The following is a 14997-nucleotide window of genomic DNA, read 5'->3' as shown; positions in this document are numbered from 1 at the left end:
TGTCCAATACAAAATGTCTTGACGAGTGATAATACTCACTAAATATTATAGTGAATTAATAGGAAAGCTTCTGTGAAAGTTTTAGTCTTACACCCACCAATGTACCCTGTCAATTATGAGTTTTATAATGAATTAGGGAAACTTGTAGATTTGACTATTCTGCAATTTGGTGATTTCCCAAGTGATCATCCTAATTGGACTTCAAGAAACCTTAAAGGATTAGTGAAAAATTTTGAACTTAAAGTAAATGGGCAGGGTTCCGATTCATTAAAGAATCAAATTTATTCACTTTCTATACAAGAATTGAAAAAGCAAAATCCAGATATTGTATTAAGCATTGCATTCTGGATGCCTTCTTTTTTCTATTCTATTTACAAAGTATTTTTTAAATTTAAATTAGTTATTTTAACTAATGCTGTAGCCCAAACAGAAAAGAACAATAGTTTGATTCGTAATATGTATAGACGACTAGTGTGTTCAAATACGAATTGTTTTATTTCTGCCACTAACTTAACTACTGAATATTTGAAATCACTTGCTAGCGATTCCAATATTTTTTTGTCGACTCAAACTATTGATGTAGACGATTGGCGTGCTGGTTTAAATGCTCTTCCTACAAAACAAGAATTGAGAAATAAATTAAGTTTGCCTCAAGATAAAACAATAATATTGGGAGTCGGGAATTTCATTGAGAAAAAGAATTGGGAGCTGGTAATTAATTCAATGTTAGATATTGAAAAATGTCTCTTTATTTTGATTGGCAGTGGTGAGAAATGTGACGACTATGTCGCACTGGTCTCTAAATATAATTTAAGCGATAAAGTTAAAATTCTAGATCGGAAGGAAGGGAAAGAGCTCAAGAAGTATTTTAAGGTATCAGATATTTTTGTTTTACCATCTTTATATGAACAATTTGGTTTTGTTGTTTCTGAAGCGTTGGCGAGTGGTTTACCTGTGATATGCTCAAAGAATACAGGTGCCTCGACATTAATTGTGGATGGTTACAATGGGTATGTCGTTGATCCTTACTTTCCTTTAGATGAGCCTATTAAAAGAGCCATGAGTAATTTAGATGAATTGTCCGCCAACTCGAAAGAAAGCATCAATAAGTTAACTCTAGAAAATAGAGCGAAAGAGTTTTTCGAAATATTCGAGAAAATCAACTGATGAAAATTGTACATTTAATCACAGCGCTACAACTTGGTGGAGCCGAAAAGGTCGCAATAGATATTTCAAAAAATATGGAAACTGCAAATTTTGAAGTATTCTTAATTTCCATATTCAAAGATCAATCAGATTTTTCAAAAGAGTTAAAGAAAGATCTATTGAAACATAAAATAAAATGGAAAGAATTTGGTTTAAACAAAGACCATCGTATCATCAAATATATTGGAATGATTCTATCTATTTTTCAAATATTTGTTTTTATTTTGAAACTCAAACCAGATGTTGTACATTCACATACAGATCTGCCTGATTTTGTTTTAGCTTCAGTTTTACGTATGCTTTCTGTTTTTTCTATACAGCCTCCCAAAATAGTGCGTACCATTCACAATACAAAGCTTTGGCCTTCGCGCCCCAAGTTGGGCAAATTTGTTGAGAAAGCATTCAAAAACGATCACGTTGTTTTTATTTCAATTGCGGCTAAAAATGCTTATAAACAATTGAGAATCCAAAGTGGTATTCCCCAAACGGTTAATTCTTACTTTATCAGTAATGGGGTAGATCTAGAAAAATATACTGGATACTGTGATCTAAAAGCACTAAAAAAGCACCATGTAAATTTAAACCCAAACAAAGTTAATTTACTATTTGTGGGGCGTTTAACCGAACAGAAAGGGTTTGATTTAATATTTGACGCTTTTCATTTATTGCAGCCATCTTACCTAAATCAACTGCATTTGCATGTTTTTGGTACTGGTGAACAAGTGAGTCTTCTTTCAAAAGATTATAATTCGGATTTACCAATTACTCTCTACCCACCTACATCTGAATTAGAGTTACTTTACGGTTGTTTTGATTTTTTGTTGATGCCGTCAAGGTACGAAGGGTTACCGTTAGTTTGTCTTGAGGCATTGTCATCCAAATTACCGGTTATAGGTACTAATGCTCCGGGGTTATATGAAGCACTACCAAAAGGTTGGCCACTAATAAGTGAAAATGGAAGTGCTGAATCCATAGGGGGAATTATCAATCAAATAGTTGGTAAAAAACACAATCATACTTTACTAGTAGAGTCATCCCTAAATTTCATAGAAAGTAATTTTAGTTTGAAGAAGACAGTGAAACAATATAATGAGTTATACAATAACATTTAAAAATTGATAAAATTTTCAAGGACATAATCCATTATGATGATAAGGACGCTTTAAATGAAAGTATTAATTGTCCATAACTTTTATCAGGTCGCTGGTGGTGAAGATACGGTTATGCGAAATGAAATAGAGTTAATTCAAAGTAATGGGATTACCGTAGTTGAATATACTGTTGACAATGAACGGATAAAATCTACGTTAGGAAAAATATTTACCTTTCTTAATGTGGTTTTTTCTTTTTCTGAATATAAAAAAATTCAAGAAAAAATAAAACTAGAAAAGCCCGATATTGTTCATGTCCATAATTACTTCCCTATTATTTCACCATCTATTTTTTATGCATGTACAAAATTAAAAGTTCCCGTAGTCCATACTCTTCATAATTATAGGGCAGTTTGTCCAACAGCCTTACTTATGCACGAAGGTAAAATTAGAGAAACAAGTATTAAATCAAACTCATTTTGGACTATTCCTAAAAAAGTTTATCGCAATTCAATTGTTGGTAGCTTCGTGTTGTCACTAATGGTTGAATTTCATAAAAGAAAAGGAACTTGGTTAAATAAAGTCGATCACTACATCGCATTAACAGAATTTGCAAAAAACAAGTATATAGAAGCTGGATGGCCGGAAGAAAAAATAACAGTCAAACCTAACTTTAGTGTAGATGCTTTTAACAATCTAAACAATATTGAAAAAAAAGGTGGATATGTTTTATATGTAGGAAGGCTAAGTGAAGAAAAAGGGTTAGATCTCTTACTAAAATCGTGGTCCAACATTCAATACCCACTAAAGATAGTAGGAGATGGTCCGTTAAAAAATAGTGTTGAGAATTGTGATCATAAATATGTAAATTATCTTGGTCTAAAAAATAAAAATGAAGTGATTGATTTAATGAAAGATGCAGACTTTATAATTATGCCATCTACCTGGTATGAAGGTTTCCCGATGGTGTTAGTTGAGGCTTTTTCTACAGGAACTCCTGCATTGGTTTCAAATTTGGGAAGTATGGCTGAAATTATCAAGGTTAATAAAACGGGCCTGCATTTTGAATCAGGAAATAAAGGTGACCTAATAGAAAAAGTAGAATATCTATTAAACAACCCTGCAGCGACACGCTCCATGGGGTATAATGCAAGACAAGAATATTTGGCGAAATATACCAGTGAAATTAACGTGTTAAAGCTATTGGATATATACAGTAAAGCCATAAGTTTGGGTTGTTATTCCAAGCAATCGTCTCTGTAACAATATCGCCACGTACTTACTTTATTATCAAAGTGAAATTTAAAGCTAAGCTATTAATCCAAGAAATTTATATTGGCGTCTCCTGATTATAGTGGTGTATATTTTGCTTCAATATATTGAATGCAGAAATGAATCTAACCGAAAATGCTGCTGAATACAGATTTAATGCGTGCTTGCTAGCATGATTGCTAAGCAAAATCATATGGATTTGAATTTGCAAGTTATTTTGTTGCACAGTAATGGTGCGTGAGTAAATTGATACCTAAGTACATTAAATTTCCAATTTATTTACTTGATAACGAAAAAACGCTCGACAAGGGAAACTGTAAAATGGAAACGAGAACAGACGTTATCAAAATGAAGGTTAATATAACTGAAAAACAAAGAACACTAAACTCAGTTTGTGAACTTGCATTAAAAGGTAAAGGTTCTTACATGTGTGTTTCGAATGTGCATATGTGTATGGAGGTGTTTGACTCGCCTCAATTCGGGGAAATTGTTAACAATGCAGATCTTGTGATCCCTGATGGGCGCCCCATTTATTGGGCACAAAAACTATTAGGTCATAAAACTGCTGAGCAAGTTCGTGGTCAAGATATCATGAATACACTTTGTAAAGCATCTGGCCAATCTGGAATCAATATCGGTTTCTATGGCGGAAGTTCAGATGCGTTATTACAAAAAGTAATTCAAAACTTATCTAAACAATATCCGGACATTAAAATAACCTTTAGTTTTTCTCCTCCGTTTAGACCATTGTCTAGGGATGAAGATAAAGGCGTTGTACAACAGATAAACGATGCCAAAGTGGGTGTGCTGTTCGTAGGCATAGGGTGCCCCAAACAAGAAATTTGGATGGCAGAGCATAAAGATAAATTAAATTGCGTAATGCTAGGTGTTGGAGCCGCTTTTGACTTTATCGCAGGAGCAAAGAGGCATGCGCCTAGATGGATGCAAAAAATCGGGTTAGAATGGCTGTTTAGATTGTGTAGTGAGCCTAAGAGATTGGGTCATAGGTATTTAAAACAAAATCCTAGGTTTATATATTATTTTTGTCAGCAGTGGTTGTTGGGCAGGAAATTTAGTTAAGTTTGCAAGGAAAATAAAATGACAAAAAAAGTCGCATTAGTAACTGGGGTTACAGGTCAAGACGGTTCTTACCTGGCTGAGTTTTTACTAGAAAAAGGTTATGAAGTTCACGGTATTAAACGTCGTGCTTCATTGTTTAACACTCAGCGTGTTGATCACATTTATGAAGATCCCCATGTTGAAAATGCTAATTTTAAGTTACATTACGGCGACTTGTCTGACTCGTCTAACTTAATCCGCATAATGCGTGAAGTGCAGCCTGATGAAGTCTACAACTTAGGTGCGCAGTCTCACGTTGCAGTTTCATTTGAAGCCCCTGAATACACTGCGGATGTAGATGCTTTAGGTACACTACGTTTGTTAGAAGCCATTCGTTTCTTAGGGTTGGAAAAGAAAACCAAATTTTACCAAGCTTCTACTTCAGAGCTTTACGGTGAAGTACAAGAAATTCCACAAAAAGAAACCACACCATTTCACCCACGTTCACCTTATGCCGTGGCAAAAATGTACGCTTACTGGATTGCGGTAAACTACCGTGAATCTTATGGTATTTATGCTTGTAACGGTATTTTGTTTAACCATGAGTCTCCGCGCCGTGGCGAAACCTTCGTAACACGTAAAATTACCCGCGCTGTTGCTAACATTGCCCAAGGCTTAGAAAAATGCTTGTTCCTTGGAAATATGGATGCATTACGTGACTGGGGTCATGCAAAAGACTACGTGCGTATGCAATGGATGATGTTGCAACAAGATAAGCCTGAAGATTTTGTTATCGCTACCGGTAAACAAATTTCAGTTCGTGAATTTGTGCGTATGTCTGCTGCAGAAGCGGGTATTAGCCTAGAATTTAGTGGCGAAGGTGTGGATGAAATTGCCACTGTAACCGCTGTTAGCGGTGATGATGCCCCAGGCGTAAGTGTTGGTGATGTGATTGTTAAAGTTGATCCGCGTTACTTCCGTCCTGCAGAGGTTGAAACCTTATTGGGCGACCCAACCAAAGCTAAAGAAAAACTAGGCTGGGTACCTGAGATCACAGTAGAAGAAATGTGTGCAGAAATGGTGCGCAATGATTTGGACAAAGCCAAGCAACATGCCTTGTTGAAAGAACACGGTTATTCGTTGGCGGTATCCAGAGAGTAATTCAAAGGTATCTCGCGGGGCTAAAGCACCCGCCTACAAGTTTGTAGCATGGCCTTTAGGCCATGGAAATGTTTGTTATAACGCGCGGGGCTAAAGCACCCGCCTACAAGTTTGTAGCATGGCCTTTAGGCCATGGAATTGTTTGCTATAACTCGCGGGGCTAAAGCACCCGCCTACAAGTTTGTAGCACGGGCTTCAGCCCGTGGAAATGTTTGCCATAACGCGCGGGGCTAAATCTCCCGCCTACAGATTTGTAGCATGGCCTTTAGGCCATGGAATTGTTTATTTATTTTTTAACGAGTATATAAAATGAAAAAAGTTTTTGTTGCAGGCCACAGAGGCATGGTGGGTTCTGCCATCGTTCGTCAGCTGACAAAACAAGGTGATGTGGAAATTGTCACCAAAACCCGCAAAGAGCTAGATCTCACTAGCCAAGCCGAAGTCAGCGAGTTTTTCGCAAAAGAAAATATTGAACAAGTATATTTGGCGGCTGCTAAAGTAGGTGGGATCATTGCTAACAACACTTACCCTGCTGAATTCATTTATGAAAACTTAATGATCCAATGCAACATTATCAACAGTGCCCATGAAGCCGGTGTACAAGACTTATTGTTTTTAGGCTCTTCATGTATTTATCCTAAATTGGCTGAACAGCCAATGTCAGAAGACGCGCTGTTAACTGGTACACTTGAACCCACTAACGAGCCTTATGCCATAGCGAAAATCGCCGGTATTAAGCTGTGTGAGTCTTACAATCGCCAATATGGCCGTAATTACCGTTCAGTCATGCCTACCAACCTGTACGGTGAAAACGATAACTTCCACCCTGAAAACTCTCATGTTATTCCAGCCCTTATTCGCCGTTTCCATGAAGCCAAGTTAGAAGGAAAGCCTGAAGTAGTCGCTTGGGGAAGCGGTAAGCCAATGCGTGAGTTCTTACATGTAGATGATATGGCCGCTGCCTCTATTTACGTGATGCAATTAGACAGTGCTACTTATGAAGCGAACACCCAGCCTATGCTTAGCCACATTAATGTGGGAACTGGTGTTGATTGTACTATACGTGAGTTAGTTGAAACTGTTGCTAAGGTAACAGGCTATGAAGGTGAGATTAGCTTTGATGCCACTAAGCCCGATGGTGCTCCCCGTAAACTAATGAATGTATCACGCTTAAAGGACTTAGGCTGGCAGTACAGCATTTCATTAAAAGAAGGGTTAGCCAGTACTTATGAGTGGTTCTTGGCAAACCAAGATAGCTTTAGAAAATAAGCTTAGTATTAAATAAGAAGCCTATATGTTTTTAGATAAACCCACGTTTAGCACTGTGATTGCCAGCACCCCTTTGGTTTCCATTGATTTGGTGATCACCAATGAAAACAATGAAGCCTTGTTGGGACAGCGTTTAAATCGCCCTGCCAAAGGGTATTGGTTTGTGCCTGGTGGTCGTATCTTAAAAGATGAATCTTTGGCTGATGCGGTTAAACGCCTAACCAAGGAAGAGTTAGGCGAAGAATTCACAATGGATCAAGCCACTCTGCTCGGCCCTTATGACCATTTTTATCAAGATAATGTGTTTGGTGATGAATTCACAACCCATTATGTGGCCATTGCCTATCAATTGAAATTAACCAAACCATTAGAAAACCTGCCGTTAGATAAACAACATGGCAGTTATCAATGGATGCCCATCTCTGAGTTATTAGATAGCGAACAAGTGCATAAGCATACAAAGTGGTATTTTATGTAGTTTGGAATTTAATCCAACGATGAGTGAGTTGTAATACGTAAACACCGCAAAAGTTAAAGTGATGAATGCATACAGTTAGCATACTTAACAAGGAGAGTTGCATTGAAATATAGACCTGAAGTAGACGGCTTAAGAGCGATAGCTGTAATCCCTGTTATCTTTTTTCACGCTGGATTTACCTTGTTTAGTGGTGGCTATGTTGGAGTTGATATTTTCTTTGTGATAAGTGGATATTTAATTACAACTATAATTTATAAAGAAATAGTTGAGGGTTCATTTAGTTTAATTAATTTTTATGAAAGGAGAGCGAGAAGAATATTACCGGCATTATTCGTTGTAATGTTATTTTGTCTTCCTTTTTCATGGCTTCTTTTTACTCCTACAGAAATGAAGGATTTTGGTGAAAGCCTAATTGCGGTTTCCATATTTTCGTCAAACGTATTATTTTGGTTGGAGTCTGGATACTTCGATACAGTCTCAGAATTTAAACCCCTTTTACACACTTGGAGCTTAGCTGTCGAGGAGCAGTACTATATATTTTTTCCAGTATTTTTAATGATAGCCTATAAATACTGTAAACAATTAATCGTACCGACTTTATGTATCACGTTTTTGATTAGTCTTTATCTGGCTAATTATTCCGCTTACAACATTACTACTAGTGCAGGCTTTTATTTGTTGCCTACTAGATTATTTGAAATACTACTGGGAGCTGCAATTGTCTTCCTCCCTTCCCACGTCAAGTTGAATACATCAGATTTGCAAAATAACTTATTGAGTTTAACAGGCTTAATATTAATTTTAATTTCTATATTTACGTTCGATAATAAAACGCCATTCCCAAGTTTGTATACTTTAGTCCCTATACTTGGTAGCGCTTTAATATTGGCTTTTTCAAAATCAACTTCAATAACGACAAAGATTCTAACCAATAAAGTTTTTGTTGGTATTGGGTTAGTTAGTTATAGTGCATACCTGTGGCATCAGCCATTAATTGCGTTTACAAAGTATAAATCTCTAGAAGAAATTAGCGATTTTTTCAAAATTATCATCATTCTAACTACATTCACATTAGCCTACTTCAGTTGGCGCTTTATCGAAAACCCATTTAGGAGAAAGGGATATTTTTCAACTCGGAAAGTTTTCGTTCTATCTATTGTAGGAATTAGTTTCTTTATTGGATTAGGAGCGATAATTAAAGTTAACAATGGGTTTGAAATGAGACAAGGAGCCGTTAAATATAAAGTTGGTAATTATAATCCTGACAATTATGAGTTACAAAAAGAAAGTTATAGTATTTTACAGAATAAAATTAACGATCCAAATTATACGCTTGTGGATTCTGCTAGTGACGAAGCTTTATGGTTCGATATTGCCGATAGCAAACCAAAATTATTATTAGTCGGCAATTCACATTCAAAAGACCTCTACAATGTATTAAATTTTAGCAATTTTGCGAATGAGAATTTTGATTTTGCTAGGTTCGGTTCTCAAATAAGAAACTTAGACAATCGCTTTTTTACATCTAAAAACTATCGTTCTTCAGATATTGTTGTGTTTATATCTAGACTTTCTTTGGAAGATATAAACGCCTTAGAAAACCTAATTCAAAGATGCATAGAAGACAATAAAAAAGTAGCTATCGTTAAGCAACTCATTCTTTCTCCAAACTATGGAAATAGAAATCTAGCAGACTTCATTATCCAGAAAGAACTTGCTAATGGAATCGAGGATTTTGCTAAACTTCGAGATGATATTAACCTAAAGTATTATGAAAACTACATTGTTAAAAAAGATCAGGAGCAACAAACTTACATTAACAATATGATTGATAATCTGAGAAAGAACCGATTTGAAGACTTAATTATCTTAGATAGAATGTCTTATATCGTTTCTGAAGATACCTCTACGTATTTCGCAATTGACGAAAACTTAAGTAAGTTCACATATGATGATTCTCACCACACTATTGAAGGGGCTGAATTTTATGGTGGAAGAGTTGACGAAATTAATTGGTTACAGCCTTTAGCTAATTAAGAATAGCGGAGTGATTATATTAGAGGGGTTTTCACTGCTTACGTGGCTTTTCGTTTATATGACCGTTTATGAGTATTGCAATTAATACAAAAAGTGATCTGCCTTTACTGGTAATTGTTATTTAAAGTCAATTGCATCAAATCTGAACTGTTTTTTAGGGTTACAATTTAACTAGAGACTTCGTTAGAGGTATTATTATATTAAATAGCGAGGTCTAAATGCGAAAGAAAATATTTTTAACAGGATAAAAATAACCAATTATCTAAATGTGTCTTTAAATTAGGTTAAGCGTTATAGCTTTGGTTTATGCCTTTTCTTGCACGATACTAAAGCATCTGAAATGGCTCTAAATTTCTAACCGATATCAAATTGGGATTTCTTTTCCTTTATTCTTAATTTTCATAGTTTTTCTATTTTTGTTAACATTTAAAGCTAAACCTACCAAAACGAAGAAGTACACGGCTAATACTGGGAGTTGAAATATAAAATCAAACATTGCATGAATTAACATACAAGATATTGCCCACTGTAAGCAAAATAGTTGCAGGTTTATAGGTTTTTTAGTTATAAATATCGGTTTCAATAGGCACAGCATAGCTATAGCAAAGAGAGTCGCTCCAATTAACCCTTGATTAGCAATTAGTTCTAAATAATCATTATGTGCCCGCTTAGACATTTCTGTCACTCCCAGCTCAGGTGGTTTATACATATGCTGAATTAAGGGATAAGTGCCAGGGCCCGTTCCAAATAATGGATAATCAGCGACAATTCGTTGAACTGTTATTTGCATCAAGTCTCGACCATTTGGAGTAAACCCAGATTTTTGTATCCGCTCGTAAACTGGAGATAAGGAAAATAAGTAACCTACGACGAGCAAAATACTTACAATGCTGGTATATAATTTCCAATTTAAAATGTTAACTCGAGACCGTTTAAAAAGGGAGATAGATAAAACTAGTAGAAAAGAAAGTATTATTGCTAATAATCCCCCTCTAGAATCTGATTTAAACATAGCTGCTAAGATTATCATCACAAATAAAGCTGTAATCGTCCTATAACTAAGTAGATAAATAACTATTTTGTTTTTGTACTGACTCTTTTTATGTTTTGAAGTTAGCGTTAACAAAATACCAATAGGTATTGACAAGTTCATCAATGCAGCAAAATGGTTCTTATAACTAAAGCTGCCTCGAACAACTTCCTCCCACTTTGTTCCCCATGGTGGTATTGAAGCAATCAATTCGTACTGCCCTGAGGTGTAATGATTGAGAAAAGAATAGATAGCTAAAACTGAGCAACTTCCAAAAATAACCCACAAAACAATATTAACGTGTCTTTGTTTGTGGAAGATAGTAGCTATAAAGATTAAACAAAGTAGATAAACAATATATTTTAAAATTTCAATTTGACTGTCATAGGAAGAAATAGATAAGGCTAGATAACTACCCTCTCCAGCCGTGAAATCTGACAAATTTGCCCTACTCATATCCAGCCATGAAAACCATTCTAACGGCAAAGGAACAATGGTAAGTGCACAAAATGAAAGCCAAATTACGAATAAATTTAATGGCAGTTTATAAGAATTAATTGTTTGGGAAAGTTCTTTATGATGTGAAATTATAAGGACCGTGCAAGATAATAAAATTGCTACACCAAATAGCAAAAATTCCCATGTTTGTTCACCACCGTGTAGCCATGGAAGTGTAAATAACATGATTAAAAAATATAAAGAGCCAAATGGTTGAGCTTTGTTACCCTTTGTCATTCAAAGTCAATTCCTTCATTATCCTAGCCCTTTGCCACTTATCGTTTATTAATGGTAAAAATTCCTCCATTAAATTATGTTCGATTATACTCAATAAAACGTGCAGTTTGCGGGCGTTATTTGTTTCTAAAGCATGCACTGCCATTTTTTCAGCCAAAATTTTATTTTCTTTTTCCAATATTTCCCAATTTTCAAAAATGATTGGAAGTAAAAGTCGTTGTGTCTCAACTTCATATAAACTTAATTGCAATGCATTATTAAGTGCCTGTTGCAAATAGTTAAGCGTAATTATTGAAGGCTGCGACGAATAGACTTTATTCATAGCAATAACTTTGTAGCAATGTGGAAGGTGCCAAGTTGGACTTTGAGAAATGACTTGATCTAATAACGAGGTTATATAGCCGAAATCTTTTTCGGTAAGTGAGGTTGAGTTAAGTAATATTCTTGCTTCAAAAAAAATATATTTAGAATTATAAGAATTTAGAGAGTTCGAGGTTCTAAGTCGACTTTTTAGTTTTTCAACTGATAAGTCGGTACTTTCAATTTGTTTTTCTTCGTTTCTTTCAATTTGATTGATTGGTCTTATAGAAATTAATTCAGCAATTAATTGTGAGCTAGCAATTAAAAAAAGAGAGACAATAACTACAAGGGCAAATAGTCTAAATTTCATTTGAAGCAGATTTGCTTAGAAGGTTTTTAGGATTAATATTACAGCATACCTCTACTTGTTCCACTAAGCCCATTGATCGCAGATGATTAGCCGTTATACCTAAATCTGGTGCACGGCCCTTTAAATTATGGCAATCAGATGCAATGGCAAAGGCTCTATTGTGCTCTACTAGCTCAAAAGCCATATCTTTAACTTCGTCACCAAATTTACCCGTTAAACTGCTGGCGGTAATTTGTAATGGGCAGCCCATATCGGTAAACATTTGTAATTTGTGTGGTTGTTTTAAAAAGGTTTTATTCCGTTCGGGGTGCACTATGATAGGAATAATGTCTTTTTGTAATAACCAGCGCACTAAGTTATCGCTACCGTGTGGTACATCGATACGTGGGAATTCTAATAGAAAGGTTTTTTTGCCTTGGAAAGTGCCCAACCAGGGGATTTGATCTTGCTGTACTAACTGCATAAGCTCAGTGCCAATGCGTATCTCGGCACCTAAGCGCAGTTCAATATCAATATTGGCATCGGCTACTTGTTGTTGAAATTGCGAAAAACGATTGGCTAAATCTGCTTTGGTATTTTCATAACGGCCAAAATGAATATGAGGGGTAAGAACTTGTGTTGTCACCCCTTGCTCTACAGCCAGTTTTAACATATCTAGCGCTTCTGCAAGCGTTTTTGCTCCGTCATCTACCCCGGGTAAAATGTGGCTGTGGATATCTATCATATTTACTACTGCATTAAGTTGCTGTGGGTTTTTCGTTTTCAGGCTGAATTACAGTACCGTAGTATTCGCCTGCATAATAATGGTCGCCGTAGTAACTCATTTTTTGAGGTTCGGCTACGGTGAGTACTGCACCTATTACGTTAGCATGGAGCTTCTGTAGGCGTTTCACCGCTTCTTTGGAAACTTTAATTTTAGTTTCTTCGGCGCGCACCGCCACTATTACACCATCAACTTTGGTACCTACAATACACGCATCACTCACCGGTAAGGTAGGTGGGCCATCTAATATAATATGATCGAAGTGGGTTTTTAAAGACTGTAAAGCTTTGGCAAACTTTTCCGAAGACAAAAGTTCAATGGGGTTGTGAGGAATGGTGCCGCAAGGCATCACATTAAACTGTTTATTGTCTGTGGGGTTCACAATACAGTCACCGAAGTTCACCGTGCCCGCTAAAAGGTCGGTTAAACCGATACGGCTTTTTATCTGCAGGTTTTTTGAAATACTGGGTTTACGTAAATCCACTTCCAACAACAAGGTTTTGCCAATTTGGCTATAAGCTGCCGCTAAGTTCATAGCTAAAGTCGATTTACCTTCAGAACCTGTAGCCGAGGTAACCAATAAGGTTTTCGGTGGATTATCAATATTCGAGAACTGTAAACCCGTACGTATGCTGTTTATGCTTTCGGCAAAAACCGAACGGGTATCCTCTGCATACTCCATTTCTGGAATACTGTGGGTGTCTTTTTTCTTCAACGCCATAGTAATACCCAGCGCTGGAATATTGAGGTTTTCTTCCAATGCATCTGGAGTGCGGTAAGTATTGTGTAGTGCCTCTTTTACAAAAGCTAGTACTACACCAAACAATACCCCCATAAACACAGATAAGGCCAAAATTAATTTAACGTTGGGCTTAATTGGCGAGCTCGGCACAGTAGCCGTATCAATCACTTGCACATTAGAGGCAGTAAAATCACCGCGTATATTGGTTTCCATCAAGCGATTAATAAACGACTCGTAGATACGGCGGTTATTCTCTACTTCACGCTCTAACGAAGTAAGAGTAAAGTTTGAACCTTGTAATGATTGAATCTCATCTTTTTCATTAGTGAGTAAGCGTTGAATATTGTTCACTTGCTGGCTGGCTAAGCGGTAATCACTTTCGATGCGCTCAACTATTTTAGCTATTTCCCGAGACAAGCTGTCGCGTACACTTTTCAGTTCGGTGCGGGCAGAAATCATCTTAGGGTGTTTTTCTTTATAACGCTCAAACAACTCATCCACTTTACTTTGTAGTTTAGCTTCTTCTTTTACCAAGTCACTGGCGGTTTTATTTTGCAGCACTGGCCCTAACGAATAAAAAGCGCTGGAATTAGCCGGTACGTTTTTCACCTGAGCATAGAGCTCTTCTGCGGTGCTCAACTCTGTTTGGGCTCTGATGAGTTGATTATTTAATGACTGCAAACGAGAGTTAGCATCTTGTTGTTGCATTGAAGTATCAACAATACCTTGCTGCATTCTAAATTCACGGAGTTTTTGTTCAGAAGCGGTTAACTGTGCTTTTAGTTCCGATGATTGTTCTGATAACCATTTTTCAGTATTTTTCACATCACCCAGGCGAGATTCTAAACCAAACTGAATATAGGCTTCACCCAAGGCATTAATAATATCTGTGGCTAATTGCGGATCGGGAGATTGGTAACTAATATTTATAACCTGACTTTGTTTTCCACCACTGACTTTTATTCCATTTTGAATCTGTGATGCTAGAATTACTTTTATGTCGTGGTCAGAACGAACCTTTGCATGCGCGTTACTTTCACTTTTGCCAAATAGTGCGGCGACTTCTTGTTTAATTTCAGAAAGGGTGGCCGACAAGCCACTGGCTTTTTTACCCTTATTGGCTCTTTGTTGTTTTTTGTATTTTTCTACTAGACCAAGTTTGTCTACAACAGATTCGGCAATGGCGCGGGATTGTAAAATTTCATACTGGGTTTCATAAAACAAAAACACTAAAGCTGTTGCAATATATTGCTCTTCACGGGCGGCGTTAGGTTGTTGCGGATCAGCAAGTATTTTTGAACTGGCTTGATAAATAGGGGTTGCGGTGGCTGCAATATAACCACCAATTAACAAGCAAACTAAAGTGACTGCAGCTATGAGCCATTTTGCTCGTTTAATGGTGCGCCAATACTGGCTCAAGTCCAACGTTTCTGCGGCGTTTTCGTCGGTTAAAGCGGGGTTCAAGCCTTGTTGTGATGTCATTT

General features: G+C 36.5%; 12 protein-coding genes. 8 read left to right on the top strand and 4 right to left on the bottom strand.

Annotated features, from left to right (window positions below):
• The first annotated feature begins 72 nt into the window (after window positions 1–72).
• From KO530_RS22270 to KO530_RS21685, 8 genes are all read left to right on the top strand, one after another.
• Window positions 73–1167: a glycosyltransferase gene (locus KO530_RS22270; protein WP_216050565.1), complete on the top strand. Its 1095-nt coding sequence runs from the start codon at window positions 73–75 to the stop codon at window positions 1165–1167.
• A complete protein-coding gene (locus tag KO530_RS21715) occupies window positions 1167–2318 on the top strand; it encodes a glycosyltransferase family 4 protein (protein ID WP_216050564.1) in 1152 nt (383 codons plus the stop codon). The genes KO530_RS22270 and KO530_RS21715 overlap by 1 nt, the downstream gene beginning before the upstream one ends.
• A 54-nt stretch (window positions 2319–2372) precedes the next feature.
• Window positions 2373–3560, top strand: coding sequence for a glycosyltransferase family 4 protein (locus KO530_RS21710; protein WP_216050563.1), 1188 nt, complete (start codon window positions 2373–2375; stop codon window positions 3558–3560).
• 330 nt (window positions 3561–3890) lie between these two features.
• Complete coding sequence (locus tag KO530_RS21705) at window positions 3891–4649, top strand: WecB/TagA/CpsF family glycosyltransferase (protein ID WP_216050562.1); 759 nt, start codon at window positions 3891–3893, stop codon at window positions 4647–4649.
• An 18-nt stretch (window positions 4650–4667) separates the two neighbouring features.
• A complete protein-coding gene (gene gmd, locus KO530_RS21700) occupies window positions 4668–5789 on the top strand; it encodes a GDP-mannose 4,6-dehydratase (protein WP_216050561.1) in 1122 nt (373 codons plus the stop codon).
• A 309-nt stretch (window positions 5790–6098) separates the two neighbouring features.
• A complete protein-coding gene (fcl, locus tag KO530_RS21695; RefSeq protein ID WP_216050560.1) occupies window positions 6099–7058 on the top strand; it encodes a GDP-L-fucose synthase in 960 nt (319 codons plus the stop codon).
• Window positions 7059–7083: 25 nt separating this feature from the next.
• Complete coding sequence (locus KO530_RS21690; RefSeq protein WP_216050559.1) at window positions 7084–7536, top strand: GDP-mannose mannosyl hydrolase; 453 nt, start codon at window positions 7084–7086, stop codon at window positions 7534–7536.
• A gap of 102 nt (window positions 7537–7638) precedes the next feature.
• The gene (locus tag KO530_RS21685; RefSeq protein ID WP_216050558.1) at window positions 7639–9573 is read left to right on the top strand and encodes an acyltransferase family protein; all 1935 of its coding nucleotides are present in this window, start codon (window positions 7639–7641) and stop codon (window positions 9571–9573) included.
• A 364-nt stretch (window positions 9574–9937) separates the two neighbouring features.
• On the opposite strand, the gene KO530_RS21680 is transcribed toward KO530_RS21685, so the two are convergent.
• The 4 genes from KO530_RS21680 to KO530_RS21665 are packed head-to-tail and all read right to left on the bottom strand — an operon-like array spanning window position 9938 to window position 14995.
• Window positions 9938–11338 (bottom strand): O-antigen ligase family protein, encoded by a 1401-nt coding sequence (locus tag KO530_RS21680; protein ID WP_216050557.1) that lies wholly within the window; start codon window positions 11336–11338, stop codon window positions 9938–9940.
• Entirely contained in the window at window positions 11325–12008 is a 684-nt protein-coding gene (locus KO530_RS21675) for a hypothetical protein (RefSeq protein WP_216050556.1), read from the bottom strand. Before KO530_RS21675 ends, KO530_RS21680 begins: the two co-directional genes overlap by 14 nt.
• Entirely contained in the window at window positions 11998–12732 is a 735-nt protein-coding gene (locus KO530_RS21670; RefSeq protein ID WP_216050555.1) for a tyrosine-protein phosphatase, read from the bottom strand. Before KO530_RS21670 ends, KO530_RS21675 begins: the two co-directional genes overlap by 11 nt.
• A 13-nt stretch (window positions 12733–12745) precedes the next feature.
• Complete coding sequence (locus KO530_RS21665; RefSeq protein ID WP_216050554.1) at window positions 12746–14995, bottom strand: GumC family protein; 2250 nt, start codon at window positions 14993–14995, stop codon at window positions 12746–12748.
• Window positions 14996–14997 lie beyond the last annotated feature (2 nt).

The organism is Aliiglaciecola lipolytica, from assembly GCF_018860635.1.
Classification (GTDB): domain Bacteria; phylum Pseudomonadota; class Gammaproteobacteria; order Enterobacterales; family Alteromonadaceae; genus Aliiglaciecola; species Aliiglaciecola lipolytica_A.
Note: the sequence above shows the minus strand (reverse complement) of the source record. Positions and strands in the feature narration are given on the sequence as shown.